Genomic DNA, 17,088 nt, shown 5'->3' on the forward strand with positions numbered 1-17,088 from the left:
CCTAAGGGCGGTAGCATGCCTGAAAGGGTAAGTATTCGTTTATTCCCGGTTAGCGGAATAACTGAAATACCGGGTTCAACGCAGTCTCTTTCTTAACTGGCTTTCAATTATTATCCTTGTGTTATGCACCAGGGCATGCTTATCACTCCATCAGGTTTCTCTAATTAAGTTAAGCGATTGTTGTCACTTTAGTGTGATTCAGCTGCTTGCATAATGTGTGACAGACTTGTCAATTGGCAACTGCAATTTGCATATTGCGATTAGTTTTTCGATCAAAATTCAATTTTTTTATTTATCAACGTTGACTGGATATGGATTTCTCTAAGAAGCTCCTTTTTACTGCTGTGGCGTCATTGTTATTAGCAGGTTGTACGGTTGTTCCCGGTTCTCATATGTCTTTACCCGACAATAAACAACAAGCAGACAACGAAGCGTTCAACGTGTCTGAGCAGGTTAACGTCTATCCGTTGACACCCTCTGTTATTTACCAGTCAAAACGGCCAGAAGTGACAGCCAGAACCAATCCAGCCTTGGATGCCGAACTCACGGGTTATGAGTACTATATTGGCCCCGGTGATATCCTGAATATTACCATCTGGGATCACCCTGAGCTGACCATTCCTGCCGGTTCTTACCGCAGTTCCAGTGAGTCTGGTAACTGGGTGCATGCCGATGGCAGCATCTTCTATCCCTATATCGGCATTGTTCAGGTCGGCGGCAAAACCGTGACGCAAATCCGTGATGAAATCTCGCATCGGTTGGCGGCTTTCATAGAAAGCCCGCAAGTGGATGTCAACGTAGCGGCCTTCCGTTCGCAAAAAGCATACGTGACCGGCGAAGTTAACGAGCCGGGTCAGCAAGCGATCACTAATGTGCCAATGACTCTGTTGGATGCCATTAACCGCGCAGGCGGTCTGGCAAAAGAGGCCGACTGGCGAAATGTAACCCTGACCCGCAATGGCATCGAACAGGATATTTCGCTGTATGCCTTAATGCAACGTGGTGATCTGACGCAAAACCGCCTGCTTCGCCCTGGTGACATAGTGCATGTGCCGCGCAACGATGCGCAGAAAGTGTTTGTGATGGGTGAAGTGAACGCCCCGCAGTTGCTGAAAATTGACCGTGCCGGTATGACGCTGACGGAAGCACTGAGCAGTGTTGGCGGTATTAACGAGCTGGAAGCGGATGCGACCGGTGTCTTTGTGATTCGTAACGTACGCAAAAATAACAAGGCAAATACTGTATCCACAGCAGACAACGCGCAATTGGCGGACATTTACCAGCTCAATATCAAAGATGCCGCGGCACTGGTACTGGGGACAGAGTTTGAACTGGAACCCTACGATGTGGTGTATGTCACCTCAGCACCGATTGCGCGCTGGAATCGTGTGGTGCGTCAGTTGCTGCCAACCATTACCGGGTTTAATCAGCTGACCGAAGGGGCAGTTCGAGTGAGAGATTGGTAAGCCATGTTTAATAATATTCTTGTGGTATGCGTCGGCAATATTTGCCGTTCTCCGTCGGGGGAAGCGCTGCTCAAACAATTGCTGCCGGCTAAAAATATTCAGTCGGCAGGGTTGGGAACAGAGAAAAGCAATCTGCAGGGAAAACCTGCTGATCGCACGGCCAGCGAGATTGCCGCTGAAAATGGGGTTTCCCTTGACGGGCATCAGGCTCAGCAGCTGACTTCAGCGATGTGCCGTGACGTCGATTTGATTCTGGTGATGGAAAAAAGCCATCTGGATGCTGTGGCGTCTATCGTGCCTGAAGCCAGAGGCAAAACCATGCTGTTTGGGCAATGGATCGGTCAGCAGGACATTCCCGACCCTTACCGCCTGAGCCGGGAAGCATACGAACATGCTTATCAGCTGATTGACAAAGCGGCCCGTGCCTGGGCGCAAAAGCTGTAACACCTGGTGTCAGTTTTTACAGACTGATGCATTCAGAGTGATCAAAGACTGTCGGTTTGAACCCTGAGCGACAGTAATTAAGACAGGGAAGATCACCATGACATCCACCATCATGAGTAGCCTGAGTAGATAGACACTATGACTGTTTCGCAACAAGTGTCGGTGAAACAAACCGACTCCGACGAGATTGATCTGGGCAAGCTGTTTGGCATATTGCTGGACAGGCGCTGGACCATTATCGCCATTACGTTCGCCTTTGCGGTTGCAGGCATTGCTTATGCACTGTTAGCGACCCCCATCTATAAAGCCGATGCCCTGCTTCAGGTTGAAGAGAAAAGCAATGGCTTGTCTGGCCTGGGGGAGATGGGGGATCTGTTTTCGAGTGAATCCTCTTCGAATACCGAGATTGAAATTATTCGCTCGCGCATGATCCTCGGCAAAACCGTCGACAAACTCAACCTGACCACACTGGCAGAACCTGCTGCGTTGCCTTTGATTGGTAAGGGCTTAAATCGTCTGACCGGCAATAAAGACAGTATTGCGATCAGTCGATTTGATATCCCTCAGGGCATAGAAGAGCCGGTTTATACCCTGGTGGTGGATGACCCGGACAGCGGGACTTATATCCTGTTCGACAGTGAAGAGCAGAAAGTTTTATCGGGTAAAGTCGGCGAGTTGGCGACATCCGGTGAGTATCAGCTTTTTGTCTCGGAGCTGATTAGCGAACAGGCAGGGACAGAGTTCAGCATCAGTAAACGTTCACGCTTAGATACCATCCAGTGGATTCAGCAGAGCCTGTCAGTCTCGGAGCGCGGCAAGCAAACAGGTATTTTACAGTTGTCGTTTACCGGGCCGGACAAAGCGCAGAACACCGCGATTTTGAATGACATCAGCCAGAACTATTTTTTGCAGAACGTGGCCCGTAATTCGGCTGAAGCGGAAAAGAGCCTGGAATTTTTGCGTGGTCACCTGCCGGATGTCAAAGTACATTTGACCAAAGCAGAAGACGAGCTGAACCAGTTCCGCCAGGCCAACGATTCGATTGATCTGGGACTGGAAGCCAAATCGACTCTGGATGTGATGGTCACCCTGGAATCCCAGCTCAATGAGCTGACCTTCAAAGAAAGTGAAATTTCACAGCGCTTCACCAAAGAGCACCCGGCTTATATTGCGTTGATGGATAAGCGTAAAACCTTGCTGAGTGAGCGCGAGAAACTCAACCGCCAGGTGCAAAAACTGCCCAAAACCCAACGTGAAGTGTTGCGCTTAACCCGGGATGTGGAAGTCAACCAGCAAATTTATGTTCAGTTGCTGAACAAAGTGCAGGAACTCAATATCCTTAAAGCCAGCACAGTCGGTAATGTCCGCATTCTGGATGTCGCTCAGTCATATACAAGCGCGATCAAGCCAAAGAAAGCCTTAATCGTGGTGTTAGCGACTATGTTGGGCGGTATGCTAGCTGTAGTGTTAGTTCTGATTCGAGCAGCCTTTCATCGCGGGGTGGAAAACCCGGATGAAATTGAAGCCATTGGTTTGCCTGTTTATGCCAGTATTCCACTGTCAGACTGGCAAAGCGACATGGAAAAGAAACAAAAAACAAAGCGGCAACTCACGGTGGAAGAGAGTTTACTGGCAGTGGCGAACCCGGCGGACTTGTCGATTGAAGCGCTGCGCAGCCTGCGCACCAGCCTGCACTTTGCCATGATGGAAGCCAAAAACAATATCCTGATGATCTCAGGCCCCAGCCCTGGCATTGGTAAGTCGTTTGTGTCATCCAACATGGCAGCAGTGATTGCTAAAACCGGCCAGCGTGTGTTGCTGATTGATGCCGATATGCGCAAAGGCCGATTGGAAAAGAACATGGCGGTCACTCACACACCGGGACTGTCGAGTTATCTGGTTGATAAAGCCGCAATAGAAGAGATTATCAAGCAGCCAGGTGTGGACAATCTGGATTTTATTGGCCGCGGTGAAGTACCGCCTAACCCGTCTGAGCTTTTAATGCACCCAAGGTTTAAAAAATTGCTGGATTGGGCATCGGATAATTACGACATTGTGGTGGTGGATACCCCGCCAATTCTGGCAGTGACCGATCCGGCTATCGTGGGTGCCCATGCGGGTACCACCTTGCTGGTGGGCCGCTTTGGCCAGAACGCTGTAAAAGAGATTGAAGTGACCAAGCAACGCTTTGAACAAAACGGTATTGAAGTGAAAGGTTTTATTCTCAATGCGGTATTGCGAACTGCAAGTTCACATTATAGCGGTGGCTACTACAACTACAGTTATGAGTCGAAATAATCGGGTTTATATAATTTTATGTCTAAGAAGAAAGTACTGACGGTTTTTGGCACACGTCCAGAAGCGATAAAAATGGCGCCATTGGTTCATGCATTGAATGATGATGATCGCTTTGAGGCCAAAGTCTGTGTGACTGCTCAGCACAGAGAGATGCTGGATCAGGTTCTGGAATTATTTGATATAACCCCAGACTATGATTTGAACTTAATGAAAGCCGGCCAGACGTTGAATGATGTTACAGCAAGAATACTTCTTGAATTAAAGGCTGTACTGCAAGAGTTCAAGCCTGATGTTGTTCTGGTTCATGGCGACACAGCAACCACATTTGCTGCAAGTCTAGCTGCTTATTATGAGCAAATCCCGGTTGGACATGTTGAAGCCGGTCTGAGAACCGGAAATATTTATTCACCCTGGCCTGAAGAAGCAAACCGTAAATTAACAGGCGCGTTGACAAAGTATCACTTTGCACCAACTGATACATCTAAAGAAAATCTACTGAAAGAGAACTTCTGCTCGTCTGGCATTTATGTCACTGGAAACACTGTCATTGATGCCTTGTTGATGGTGAAAAATAAAATTGATGCGGATGAAGATTTAAAAGCAACTCTGGCATCAAACTTTCCTGAATTAGACGGAAATAAAAAATTAATTCTTGTAACCGGTCATCGCAGAGAAAGTTTTGGTGGTGGTTTTGAGCGAATTTGCCAGGCACTCGTTGAAATAGCTAAACAACATGATGATGTACAAGTTATATATCCTGTTCACTTGAACCCAAATGTGCGTGAGCCCGTTAATCGGATATTAGCAGGTGTAGACAACGTACATTTAATCGAACCACAACAATATTTGCCCTTTATTTATTTGATGAGCCGAGCGCACATTATTTTGACGGATTCTGGTGGTATACAAGAAGAAGCGCCTTCTTTGGGTAAACCTGTTCTTGTTATGCGAGATACAACTGAGCGCCCAGAAGCCGTTTCTGCAGGCACTGTAAAGTTGGTTGGTACTGATGTAGATGTCATTGTTAATAGCTTAAATGAATTATTGACTGATAAAGAGCAGTATCAAAAAATGAGCTTCGCCCACAACCCATATGGCGATGGAAAAGCATGTGAGCGAATTTTAAATAGTTTGGCGTAAAGGTAGTAAAATGTCATTTGAAACAGTATCAGTAATTGGCCTTGGTTATATTGGTTTGCCGACAGCAGCAATGTTTGCCTCCCGAAAGAAAAAAGTGATTGGTGTTGATGTCAACCAGTACGCAGTAGACACAATCAATCAGGGGAAAATTCATATCATTGAACCTGAGCTGGATATGATTGTTCATGCTGCGGTTACTGAAGGCTATTTAAAAGCAACAACATCTCCTGAATCAGCAGACGCTTTCCTCATTGCAGTACCAACGCCATTTAAGAAAAATACCAATGGTGATATTCCTGAACCAGATTTGTCTTATATCAAGGCAGCAAGTCAGGCAATTGCACCTGTGCTAAAAAAGGGTGACCTAGTAATATTGGAATCCACATCACCCGTTGGCGCAACAGAACAAATGGCAGAATGGTTAGCGATAGCTCGCCCAGATTTGAGCTTTCCGCAAACAGCTAGTGATAATGCAGATGTGAATGTTGCTCATTGCCCGGAGCGAGTCTTACCTGGCCACGTCGTTCGCGAACTGGTAGAAAATGACCGTGTCATAGGTGGTATGAGTGCTCGTTGCTCTGAGCGTGCGATTGAGCTATATAAAACATTTGTCGAGGGTGAGTGCGTTATTACCAATGCTCGTACAGCTGAAATGGCAAAACTGACCGAAAACAGTTCCCGCGATGTTCAAATTGCATTCGCAAATGAACTATCAATTATTTGTGATAAACTTGATATTGATGTTTGGGAATTAATTACACTTGCTAATAGACATCCTCGAGTGAATATTCTACAGCCAGGTCCTGGAGTGGGCGGCCATTGTATTGCTGTTGATCCTTGGTTTATTGTTTCTAAAACTCCAAATGAGTCCCAGCTAATTCATGTAGCTAGGAAGGTGAATGACTCAAAACCTAGTTGGGTGATAGATAAATTAAAATTATCTATATTAGATTATTTACAAGATCATCCTGGAAAAACGATTAATGATGTTTGTGTGGCATGTTATGGTATTTCATTTAAGCCGAATATTGATGATTTAAGAGAAAGTCCAGCATTTTCAATAACAAAAGAAATAGCATCCTTCCATAGAGGACCGCTTTTAGTTGTTGAACCAAATATCAGTAAGTTAGATAATTTTGAGCTTGTTAAACAAGAAATAGCATTTAATAAAGCAGATATACACTTATTGCTTGTTGATCATGATGATTTTAAACTCAGTAAGCCTCAATCAAACTATATTGTTGATTGTAAAGGTATTTGGTAAGCTAATAGGCGCATGCTTTTTATATAACTGTAGTTGTGCGCCAAAGATTAAATATGTGAATAAATGAAAAATATCATTCAAGTTGGCAGTGTTACAGCGGAGTTTGGTGGTGAGGTTGGTGGTATATCAACACATTTAATTCAACTGTCAAAAGAGTTATCTAAAAAAAAATATCAAGTTACTATATTATCAGATGTTAAAAATGACTATACGACAGATTATTTTAATGTTGTAGGGATAAAGAAGAGGAGGCGTATATTAAAAACATTTATTAATAGCCCATTTAAGTTTGTGTCTCAATGCCTTTTTAGAGGTAGGTTGGGAATAAAACAGCTTATTGTTCATTATGAGATTTCTAAATTTAACGTTGATGATACAGTAATTCATGTTCATTCTTTGCATAATGAGTTAGCTGACCAGGTCGATTTAAAGTATAAAAAGTGTTATTCAGATCATGGTTTTTGGCAAAAAGATAAATTTAATGCTGAAGATATAAAAGCAAAGCTTAATAATTCTCATGTTATAATATCAGTATCTTCTTATGCGAGAGACATTTTCATAAAGACTTTTGGTGAAAAATATAGAAAAAAATCAAAAGTTATTTACAACCCAGTTACAAATTGTGAAAACAAAAAAGATATAAAATTAAAAAGAAATAGAGAGTTCGTGTTTTTCAATGGTTACTCTGAATCAATCAAAAGGAAAGGATTTCTTGATTTTTGTAAGTTAGCCAAAGATTATCCAAACGAAAAATTTGTAGCTGTGGCAGATAAAGATAGTGAGAAATATGCAGAAAAGCATAAAATTTCAAACTTAACAGTATATGGTAGGTTAAGTTTAGATGAAATTTTTAAGTTATATAGCAACTCCAAACTCATGGTTTTACCGAGCAAAAGTGAAAGTTTTGGTATTGTATATATAGAGTCTGCAATGCATGGTGTTCCATTTGTTGGTTTTTCTCCTGTTGTAAAAGAATTCAATAAATACTCTGAGTTAACATTAGGTTATGAGTATGACCCTAATGTTAATAATTATATTGAGTTGAAAAATATCTTTGAGTTGGCTCTCAAAGCTGATTTGGATGCAGAACGGATGCAACAAGTTGTGAGGTCTTGTTTTAGTTGGGAACACTTGATTGAAAATTATACAGCTGCTTATGAATCATAATGATATTAGTTGCTTTTTGTGATGGATATTTTGAAATATGAATCTCGTAAGTAGAAATATAAACTTGTTGTTGTTTTTATTATCTAACTTTCTCATTAAGGGTATCGGATATATTACTCAACTCCTTCTTATTGTTTTTATTTCTGTTGAAGAAATAGGATATGTAAGAATAAGTTTCAATTATCTTGAAGTGTTTAATATACTATTAGGGTTAGGATTAGTAACTGCACTTTTACAAGTTAACTCAATTTCTTGGATTGATGAAAATGAAAAGAGTGATAATTTACTATATGCGATAACAATAACATTAGTTGTTAGTGTTCCAATTTTATTCGTTTTGATTTATATGGCTAGTAGCGGACACTATTCTAGTGTTGAACGTGTTAATAATATTATTTGTTATGTATCTGGTGTTTCTTTACTCACTGCAATTAATTCACTGTTGATTGCACATTTGCAATCTTACGACCGATTCAAAACAATATCAAAAATACAATTACAATCAAAAATAATTGGATTTATTGCCTTTCTAATATGTTCATGGAACTGGGGAATAGATGGGTTTATAATTTCTATATATATATCTATGATTGTAAGTTTATATTTAAACTTTGTGGGTTGTAGTGATATTATATATAAAAGAACGATTTCATTTCATAGGTTTAAAAAGTTTTTTGTTAAAAATTTATCAATATCTTCATATTCACTGTTTTCTAATCTTCTTGGTACTACAAACAAATATTTGTCAATGTTCATAATTGGTTATTATAGTTTTGATGAGTATATTTTTGGGTATTTTAGTATTGCATTAATTATAGTTCTGGCTTTGGATATAATTACAACCACTACGCAGCAGTTCTATTTGCCAAAAATGGTAGAGAAATCAAAGAATATGAATGAGTGGACTAAGTTTTATTTAGGTATTGAATATAAGTTTATTGTTATCTCAATTGCAGTTTTTATCTTCTTAAACTTATTTGCTTATATTTGTTCTCTAGTAGTGCATATAAACGATTTAATCATACGTTATATTTTTTTACTATCTTTAAGTTGGCTTTTATCATCATTTTATAGTTTAAAAGGTATAGGTTTGATTAGCTTAGGAAAAGTTAAATCTAATTTTTACGCTCAATTATTTATTACACCATTCTATATTATCTCTTCTCTTTATCTAGTTGATTTGTTTGAGGTTGATGGGGTCGCTTATTCAAGATTATTATATGTGATTCTTTCTTTATTGGTATTTATGTATATATTTAAGAAAAATTATGTTCAGAAAAATTAAGAATCTATTTTACCGAATCAAACGAATAACTATAGTTTTTTTGTTAGATATATATGGTATTCTTTCATCTAAATTCAAAAAAGATTTTATAAACAATATCGATTTTAATGTTAATTTTGATAACATTAAATATGATTTACCTGATGAATTTATTCGTGGTATAGAAGAAAGAAAATTAGTATTGCTTGGAGATGAGTATTTAGAGTTTTCATCAAATGGCAAAGATTTTAATTGGTCTAAGTGCCCTAATACTGGATATATTTGGAAAAGAAAATGGCATAAGCTTAGTAATAAAGATAGAAAAGATGATATTGATATTAAAGTTCCTTGGGAGCTAGGTAGACTGCAATTTCTTATTCCGTATTTATTGAATAGTAAAAGCAAGAAGAATGAAGATATTGTAATTAAAGATATTAATTTGATTCTGGCTAGTTTTATTAAGGGAAATCCTCCAGGTTTAGGTGTTCAATGGGCATGTAATATGGATGTATCAATTCGTGCTGTGAACTTGATTTTTTTATATCTATTGATTCTAGATGATAATAAGACAGAACTTAAGAGTGATTTATCTAGGTTGTTAAAATCAGAATTCCCTATTTATCTAAACCACATTGAAAATCATTTTGAATGGAATAATGGTAATCGTAATAACCATTATTTATGTAATTTAATGGGAGCTGTGTCATTATCAGCTATTTTATATGAACTATCAGGAGAGTTTAAATATAATTTAAAAGCCAGAAAGTATGCAGGGCTCTTCATGGATGAGGTCTGCTATCAGTTTAATGATGATGGATCAAATTTCGAATGTTCATTAAATTACCATAGACTTTCAACTGAATGTTTTTTCACCACGCTACTATTCATCTTTGAATATGATTTATTAAGTGAATCAGATAAATCTAAAATTTTAGGAATGTACTCTAAAGCATTATCATTTTTAAAGTGCTTTTTAGCAGATGGTATCTTGCCAAATATCGGTGATACAGACTCTGGGATTATCCTAATGCTAAAACCGCAGTTTATGTATCGACATGCTCAAATGATATTAGATTCTAGAAAATTATCTCAACACTTATACGATGAAATTAGTGTTTTTGAAGGGATTAAATCTTATATTTCAAAATACATAGCTTCCTTGGATTATAAACCAAAAATTGAAAAAGATAGAGCAGTTAACTTAACTGCTCCATGTGTTATACATCAGGGAAAGGCAAAAATAAATATTGATACTAATAATAAGTGTTCTGATTGGATATGTAAATATTACAAAGATTTTGGTATAGCGAAAATATATAGAGATAAAGATTATATATTAATAAAGCTAAATGGTAAGAATAATACTGGACATAAACATTTAGACTTCATAAAAACTGAAATATTTTTAAAGGGTATGTTTTACAGTAAATTTCCTGGGAATAAATGGTACAAAGGAACTTTGGCTGAGAGGTTTTCAGATCGAGTTATAAATAAAAATATCGATTTTATACATTTGCCCAATAGATTTGAAATTCTACCTTTAGACATGAGTGAATATAGAGATTCACTTATTGTTAGTGACAATTATTATCAATTTAAGACAGGGGATCTATGGCTTGATATCACTGTATCGAATGAAGAGTTGTTATTTGATTACAATGATGACCCATTTATTTTTCCTGATGTAATATATCCTGCTTACAATTTATCCCAACGTGTATCTATATTGTGATTTTTATGGAAATAATAAAATACCTTAGGAAATCGGTCCCAAATGTTATTAAGTATAATTTAAAGTATATTTATAAACGAATACAATTAAGATTCTATAAAAGATGGGATGCTGAAAAGATTAATATTTATCAGGTCAAAAAAGTTAATAAAGTAATATCAACGTTTAACTTTTGTCATGATAAAAATTATAATCAGATTAATGATATCAACGAAATAGAGCACATCGATATTACTTCGAAGCATAATTATAGTAATGAAAATGCATTTAAAAAAAGTCGTGGTATCGGATTGTATTGCTCCAATACAGGGGGGACAACAGGAAAACCACTTAAATTGATTAAAAGTCGAAATGATCTGGCATTCGAAGCTGCTTTTATTGATGATATTATCCATGATTTTGATGTAAACACATTTATTCCTTATAAAGCCGTTAGGTTAAGAGGTGATAACATCGATAGTTGGATAAAAAGCACAGGATATAATAAATATTCTTTATCTTCTTATAAGATCAATGAAAACACTGTGAAATATTACTATGACTTTTTGAAGTCATTTTCACCAGATGTGATTTTTTGCTATCCATCTTCTTTATATTTGTTGTCGAAGGAAATTATCTCAAAGACTGATGATTTTGATAAGATTAAATGTAAAGTTATTGTTTTTAGCTCTGAGAATTTGTTTGATTACCAACTTGAATTGATTAAACGTGTTTTTGATTCTAATGTTATAAATTTATATGGAAATACAGAACACAGTGTGTTGGCTGTAGATTATTGCCAAGGAAGTGGTTTTATATTTAATAGTTTATATTCCCATGTTAGCTTTAAAAATAAGAAGATTATATCGACCTCTTTTAATGATTTAAATATGCCAATGTTGAGGTATGATACTGATGATTTAGTTGATGTGGATAATTTGGGGCGATTAAAAATTTTAGGACGAAATCAGGATATTGCTATTGGAGTTTCTGGACAGAATTATCCTGTTGTTGGATTGTTTTTCGGACAGCATTTTACATTTTTTAATGAAGTTAAAGAAATGCAATTAGTTCAAAATAAGGCTGGTCAGTTATCTATTCATTATTACTCTGAAAAAATTCTTTCAGAGAGTTCAATGTTACAAGCACAAGAAAAAGTTAGGAAACTTTCTAACAACGATCTTGATGTTAGCTTTGAATACAAATCATCACCACTTTGCCGAACTAAAAGTGGGAAGCTTAAATTTTTTGTAAAAGATATATTATGAAGAAAGTAATTGTTTTGTTGTTTGAAAATATATGTACAGATGGTCGTGTTAAGAGACAGCTAGATATTTTGTCAAAAATTGATGATATAGAAATATCTTTGTTTGCATTTAACAATAATGATTTTCGATATAAAAATTTTTTTTCGTTAGGAAAAGAAAGAACACTATTACCATCATATTTTTTCTTCATAAGAAAATTCTTATTTTCGATAAAAGCAGATTATATTTACTGCAATAACATTCAATCAATAATACCAGCACTCCTTATTAAGATATTAAATATTAAAGCTAAGATTATTTATGATAGTCACGAGTTGATAATACCAGATCCTGAAACGGGAATTTCAATAGCTTCAAAAAAGTCGCAGTTCTTAGAAAGAATAATAACGAAGCTAGCGTCAAAAGTTATTTGTCCAAATGAAGATAGGGCAAACTTGATGATGAGTAGTTATCAATTAGATTCTAAACCTTTTATTGTTCCTAACTTTCTTGAGTCAGGTGAATGGGATTCTGGTATATTGAATGAGAAAGTAGGAAGATTCACATTTATCTACCAAGGAGTTCTAAAAAATAATCGTTATTTAATTGAGTTGATAAAAGCTTTTAAATTTGTAGATAATGCACAGTTATTTATTGTTGGATTTGGCGAATTAGAAGAAAACATAAAGACACTTATTACCGAGTTGTCGCTAATGGATAAAGTGGTTTTAGTAGGTTCTTTGCCAAGAGAAAAATTATATAAACTTACTAAAACGTGCCATGTTGGTATTGTTACTTATGATTTTTCAAACATTAACAATAAACTTTGTGCACCTAATAAAATATCTGAGTACTTACTTCTTGGGTTGCCGATTATATCTACACCACAAGTAACAATCAAAAATATCATTGAGAATGAATCTGTTGGACTTTGCTTTAATAAAGATGCCTTAGATTCAGAGGATTTAATTAACATATCAAAAACCTTTAAACAAGCACAAAAAAATTATAATATGCATCTTGAAAATGTATTGAAATGCAGAATGAGATTTGAGTTTAAAGCTGAAAACTATACAACTATACTGGACTTTTCAAAATGAAAATTTCGATAGGTGCGATCATTATATTTTTAGCTGTCTTTTTAATAAATTTGAATGTTGAGTCGTTATATTTTAGATTAATCTCTTTAAGTCTATGTTTTGTCTTTTTGTTTTTTATCGTTTTCTACGATGGCTTTAAATTTTGTAAAAGGCAATTCATTTTAAAGTTATTATTTTTGTTCTTCTGTTTATCACTCTATTATTTATTAGAGAAATATTTTAGAGGGCAGTCATATACAATATTATTTTTGATTTCCATTTTGACTTTTTTGAATTGTTTTTTCATCATACAGTGGATGGATAAGAAAAGTGATAGAATTATTTTTTTTAGAAAAGCACTTTCCTTTTTTGTTTTATTCAATGCAGTTAGTGTTTTTATTCAGCTTTTCTTTTGGTATTTATTCAACAATGATTTAGATTATAGCTTGATGTTAGGGATAACAGATACGGCGCAGAGATCAATTTTTTACGGTGGAGTCTACAGACCTACTGGATTTTATGCTGAGCCTTCTATCTATTCATCTATTACACTTTCAATTGTTGTTCTGAGGTATGCCTTAACCACTAAATTTGATTCGATATCACTTTTAGGGATATTGTCTTCATGTTTGACTCTTTCAACAGTTGCTTTGCTAATTTCTTTTATGTTGATTGTTGTGGTGTATTTCAGGTTTAAAATCTCTGATCTCATTTATGCTACTCTGTTACTGTTTGTTTTTGTTTATTTGTCGTTTGATGCATTGAGTATGCGTTTGGACTTATTGCTATCGGGTGTAGATGGTAGTTCTAATGTTAAAATAGAAGTATTGAATTATTGGTTTTCAAGGAATGAGCTATTTTTGTTTGGATTTTCACTAATTGATAAATCAAGAAGTAATTTTGGTGAGTTTATTGTTGGTCTTGGTGATTTAGGCATATTTGTTAATAATTTAATGTTCTTTGGCCTTTTTGTTGGGGGCATAGTGAACATGCTACTTCTTTTACTATTTTTTAAAGGAAGCATCAGGGTTGGTCTTTTATGTATAATTGTGACCATTAAATTGAGCTCATTCACTTTTCCTGCGACAATTTTCTTTATTTGCATGGTTTCATATATAAATTCACTAGGAGTTAAAAGTGTTTTCAGTTGTCATAACAACAAAAGACAGGCCTCAATTTTTACAAAGAGTTCTTGCTAGCATAGAATATTCCACGGTGTTACCTGATGAAGTAATTATCGTTAATGATGGCGAGAAAATATCTGATACGGTTGGAGGCTTTTTGTTTAGCATCCAAGTTTTTAATAATGAAAAGCCAATGGGAGCTAACTTTAGCAGAAATTTTGGTATAAACCACTCAAAAAGTGATATAGTATTTTTGATTGATGATGATGATGCTTTTTCGAAAACAGCTTTTGAAGATAGATTAAATATATTTGAAAGTGATCCAGATGTTGGTTTATGTTTCACTGGTATAAAAATAGTAAATAGTAGTAATTTAAATGAAGTTATCCGAACTGTAACACCTTTATCTTGTGATGACTATCATAAAGAATTATTTTTTAAAGGAAATATAATAGGATCTACATCTCGAGTCGCTATAAAAAAAAGCGACTTTATTAAAGCTGGATGCTTTGATGAAAATCTTAATTGTTTTCAGGATTACGATCTATGGATTAGGATGAGTAAAATAACCAAGATTAAACACGATTCGAAGTCAAATATATACTATACAATTCATGATAGCTCGAATCAGATTAGTAGTAATTACATTAAATATAAAAATGCTGCTCAATATTTGTTAGTAAAATATAATGAATCCCCACCAAAGTTCATTAATAGATTGTCAGCAAATCTTAATTTAAGGATTGCAATATCTGCAATAGGAAAAAATTGGAGGGTTTCTAAGTTGTGCTCGATAAAATCTTTTTTAAAAAAACCCAGTTTAAAATCATTCGTGATTACGGTTCTTCCTGGGTCAGTTATTAAAAAGCTATATAGTTTTGTCTAGGTTTTATTATGACTAGTAATGTGGCAGTGATCATGTCTGTTTATAAAACAGATTGCTTAGAAAAGTTTAAGATTTCAGTAAATAGTATTTTATCTCAAGATTATTTATCTGATCTGTATCTCTATCGTGATGGTCCTGTATCAGAAGGAATTGATGACTTCCTTGATGAAATATCGTGTCATGAAAACGTAAGGCTTTATCGTTCTGATGTTAACAAAGGTTTGGCTCATGCTCTAAATTATATTATTGATAAGGTTGTTGAAAATGGTGGGTATGAATATATTGCCAGAATGGATAGTGATGACATATCCTATGTAAATAGAATAAGCACTCAAGTTTCTTTTCTTGAAAAAAACATAGATGTTGACGTTTGTGGTACCTCTTGCAAAGAAGTAGGTGCATCCTATGCAGTGGAAGAAAAGCATCTTCCACCAAATCACGAAGAACTTCTTAATTTTAGTATGACTCGTTGTCCGTTTGTTCATCCAACAGTTATGTTTAGAGCTAAAATATTTGAAGCTGGAGTAAGATATCCTGTCAATACTACTTTAACTGAAGACATGGCTTTGTGGTTTTGTCTATTAAAAATAGGTTATAAATTTTCAAATATTAACGAAGTTCTTCTTGAGTATTACCTTGATGAAAATACCATTTATAGAAGGAAGGGTATAAAAAAAGCGTGGAGCGAGGTAAGTATAAGAATGAAAAACATGGTGCAGTTAAATAAGACGTCTCTTTTAAATGTTACTCTTATTCTTTCACGTTTTTGCTTTCATCTAGCACCAGCATGGATGATAAAGTTAGCTTATAAATATGCAAGGTAAAGTCATGAAGATTGCAGTTGCTGGCACAGGCTATGTGGGTTTGTCTAATGCCATGTTATTGGCGAAACATAACGAAGTTGTAGCCGTAGATATAATTGAAGAAAAAGTAAAGCTTCTGAATGATCGTATATCTCCGATTGTTGATTCTGAAATTACCGAGTTCTTACAGCGCAGTGATATTAATTTTACTGCAACTATTGATAAGAAATTTGCTTTAAAAGATGCCGACTATATAATTATCGCCACTCCAACTGACTATGATGCAGAAACGAATTACTTTAATACGTCCTCTGTTGAGTCGGTCATTAAAGACGTAATGGCAATTAATCCTAATGCTGTCATGGTCATCAAGTCAACCATTCCTGTGGGTTATACTGAGCGTATTAAAAAAGAGCTGGGTTGCGAAAACCTGATTTTTTCACCTGAGTTTTTACGCGAAGGAAAAGCGCTCTTCGATAACTTATATCCATCCCGTATTATTGTGGGTGAGAAGAGTGAGCGAGCAAAAATCTTTGCTGAACTATTGCTGCAAGGTGCGGTGAAGAAAGATGTTCCCGTTCTGTTTACAGATTCCACTGAAGCAGAAGCCGTTAAGCTTTTTTCTAATACGTATCTGGCGATGCGTGTGGCATATTTCAATGAGCTTGACTCTTATGCTGAATCTCACGGATTAGATAGCCGTCAAATTATCGAAGGTGTAGGCCTGGACCCGCGAATTGGGTCGCATTATAACAATCCATCTTTTGGTTATGGTGGATATTGTTTGCCTAAAGATACCAAACAGTTGCTTGCAAACTACCAGGATGTGCCAAATAGTTTAATTAAAGCAATTGTTGATGCGAATACTACCCGTAAAGATTTTGTCGCTGATGCTATTTTAAAGCGGCAGCCAAAAGTGGTGGGTATCTACCGACTAATCATGAAATCGGGTTCAGATAACTTCAGAGCTTCAAGTATTCAGGGGATTATGAAACGGCTGAAGGCCAAGGGTGTTGAAGTCATTGTCTATGAGCCTGTACTACAGGAAAGCGAGTTCTTCAACTCAGCGGTATACAGAGATTTCGATGCATTCAAAGCAGAAGCGGATGTGATTGTTTCAAATCGTATGGCTGAAGAGCTCCTGGATGTACAATCTAAAGTGTATACCCGGGATCTTTTTGGTTCTGATTAATAG

General features: G+C 36.2%; 14 protein-coding genes. All 14 read left to right on the forward strand.

The annotated features are described in order from the left end of the window. Positions 1–311 precede the first annotated feature (311 nt). A complete protein-coding gene (locus P0Y67_RS03965) occupies positions 312–1,466 on the forward strand; it encodes a polysaccharide export protein (protein ID WP_342390824.1) in 1,155 nt (384 codons plus the stop codon). 3 nt (positions 1,467–1,469) lie between these two features. Next, positions 1,470–1,910 carry an arsenate reductase/protein-tyrosine-phosphatase family protein gene (locus P0Y67_RS03970; RefSeq protein WP_342390825.1) on the forward strand — a complete coding sequence of 147 codons (441 nt, stop codon included), beginning with the start codon at positions 1,470–1,472 and terminating at the stop codon, positions 1,908–1,910. 138 nt (positions 1,911–2,048) lie between these two features. Continuing rightward, entirely contained in the window at positions 2,049–4,208 is a 2,160-nt protein-coding gene (locus P0Y67_RS03975) for a polysaccharide biosynthesis tyrosine autokinase (protein WP_342390826.1), read from the forward strand. An 18-nt stretch (positions 4,209–4,226) separates the two neighbouring features. Beyond that, on the forward strand, positions 4,227–5,348 hold the full coding sequence (gene wecB / locus P0Y67_RS03980; protein ID WP_342390827.1) for a non-hydrolyzing UDP-N-acetylglucosamine 2-epimerase: 1,122 nt from the start codon (positions 4,227–4,229) through the stop codon (positions 5,346–5,348). Between the two features lie 10 nt (positions 5,349–5,358). Beyond that, positions 5,359–6,612 carry a UDP-N-acetyl-D-mannosamine dehydrogenase gene (wecC, locus tag P0Y67_RS03985; RefSeq protein WP_342390828.1) on the forward strand — a complete coding sequence of 418 codons (1,254 nt, stop codon included), beginning with the start codon at positions 5,359–5,361 and terminating at the stop codon, positions 6,610–6,612. A 63-nt stretch (positions 6,613–6,675) separates the two neighbouring features. Next, positions 6,676–7,779 (forward strand): glycosyltransferase family 4 protein, encoded by a 1,104-nt coding sequence (locus tag P0Y67_RS03990; protein ID WP_342390829.1) that lies wholly within the window; start codon positions 6,676–6,678, stop codon positions 7,777–7,779. Positions 7,780–7,816: 37 nt separating this feature from the next. After that, on the forward strand, positions 7,817–9,064 hold the full coding sequence (locus P0Y67_RS03995; RefSeq protein WP_342390830.1) for an oligosaccharide flippase family protein: 1,248 nt from the start codon (positions 7,817–7,819) through the stop codon (positions 9,062–9,064). Continuing rightward, positions 9,048–10,775, forward strand: coding sequence for a heparinase II/III family protein (locus P0Y67_RS04000; RefSeq protein WP_342390831.1), 1,728 nt, complete (start codon positions 9,048–9,050; stop codon positions 10,773–10,775). The genes P0Y67_RS03995 and P0Y67_RS04000 overlap by 17 nt, the downstream gene beginning before the upstream one ends. Positions 10,776–10,780: 5 nt before the next feature. After that, positions 10,781–12,022, forward strand: a complete 1,242-nt coding sequence (locus tag P0Y67_RS04005) for a hypothetical protein (RefSeq protein WP_342390832.1) — start codon at positions 10,781–10,783, stop codon at positions 12,020–12,022. Further along, the gene (locus P0Y67_RS04010; protein ID WP_342390833.1) at positions 12,019–13,101 is read left to right on the forward strand and encodes a glycosyltransferase; all 1,083 of its coding nucleotides are present in this window, start codon (positions 12,019–12,021) and stop codon (positions 13,099–13,101) included. The genes P0Y67_RS04005 and P0Y67_RS04010 overlap by 4 nt, the downstream gene beginning before the upstream one ends. Positions 13,102–13,397: 296 nt before the next feature. Then, a complete protein-coding gene (locus P0Y67_RS04015; RefSeq protein WP_342390834.1) occupies positions 13,398–14,279 on the forward strand; it encodes a hypothetical protein in 882 nt (293 codons plus the stop codon). After that, a complete protein-coding gene (locus tag P0Y67_RS04020; RefSeq protein WP_342390835.1) occupies positions 14,218–15,090 on the forward strand; it encodes a glycosyltransferase in 873 nt (290 codons plus the stop codon). Before P0Y67_RS04015 ends, P0Y67_RS04020 begins: the two co-directional genes overlap by 62 nt. Before the next feature lie 8 nt (positions 15,091–15,098). Then, positions 15,099–15,914, forward strand: a complete 816-nt coding sequence (locus P0Y67_RS04025) for a glycosyltransferase (protein ID WP_342390836.1) — start codon at positions 15,099–15,101, stop codon at positions 15,912–15,914. Positions 15,915–15,918: 4 nt separating this feature from the next. Continuing rightward, positions 15,919–17,085: a nucleotide sugar dehydrogenase gene (locus tag P0Y67_RS04030; RefSeq protein ID WP_342390837.1), complete on the forward strand. Its 1,167-nt coding sequence runs from the start codon at positions 15,919–15,921 to the stop codon at positions 17,083–17,085. Positions 17,086–17,088 lie beyond the last annotated feature (3 nt).

It is taken from the genome of Photobacterium sp. SP02, assembly GCF_038519165.1.
Lineage (GTDB): Bacteria > Pseudomonadota > Gammaproteobacteria > Enterobacterales > Vibrionaceae > Photobacterium > Photobacterium halotolerans.

Excerpts from the sequence above, each read along its gene's own strand:
- P0Y67_RS03965 (WP_342390824.1), top strand. The coding sequence starts at position 312 with ATGGATTTCTCTAAGAAGCTCCTTTTTACTGCTGTGGCGTCATTGTTA.
- P0Y67_RS04015 (WP_342390834.1), top strand. The coding sequence starts at position 13,398 with ATGGATAAGAAAAGTGATAGAATTATTTTTTTTAGAAAAGCACTTTCC.
- P0Y67_RS03995 (WP_342390830.1), top strand. The coding sequence starts at position 7,817 with ATGAATCTCGTAAGTAGAAATATAAACTTGTTGTTGTTTTTATTATCT.
- P0Y67_RS04005 (WP_342390832.1), top strand. The coding sequence starts at position 10,781 with ATGGAAATAATAAAATACCTTAGGAAATCGGTCCCAAATGTTATTAAG.
- P0Y67_RS03970 (WP_342390825.1), top strand. The coding sequence starts at position 1,470 with ATGTTTAATAATATTCTTGTGGTATGCGTCGGCAATATTTGCCGTTCT.
- P0Y67_RS04000 (WP_342390831.1), top strand. The coding sequence starts at position 9,048 with ATGTTCAGAAAAATTAAGAATCTATTTTACCGAATCAAACGAATAACT.
- P0Y67_RS04025 (WP_342390836.1), top strand. The coding sequence starts at position 15,099 with ATGACTAGTAATGTGGCAGTGATCATGTCTGTTTATAAAACAGATTGC.
- P0Y67_RS04010 (WP_342390833.1), top strand. The coding sequence starts at position 12,019 with ATGAAGAAAGTAATTGTTTTGTTGTTTGAAAATATATGTACAGATGGT.
- P0Y67_RS03990 (WP_342390829.1), top strand. The coding sequence starts at position 6,676 with ATGAAAAATATCATTCAAGTTGGCAGTGTTACAGCGGAGTTTGGTGGT.
- P0Y67_RS03975 (WP_342390826.1), top strand. The coding sequence starts at position 2,049 with ATGACTGTTTCGCAACAAGTGTCGGTGAAACAAACCGACTCCGACGAG.
- wecB (WP_342390827.1), top strand. The coding sequence starts at position 4,227 with ATGTCTAAGAAGAAAGTACTGACGGTTTTTGGCACACGTCCAGAAGCG.
- P0Y67_RS04030 (WP_342390837.1), top strand. The coding sequence starts at position 15,919 with ATGAAGATTGCAGTTGCTGGCACAGGCTATGTGGGTTTGTCTAATGCC.
- wecC (WP_342390828.1), top strand. The coding sequence starts at position 5,359 with ATGTCATTTGAAACAGTATCAGTAATTGGCCTTGGTTATATTGGTTTG.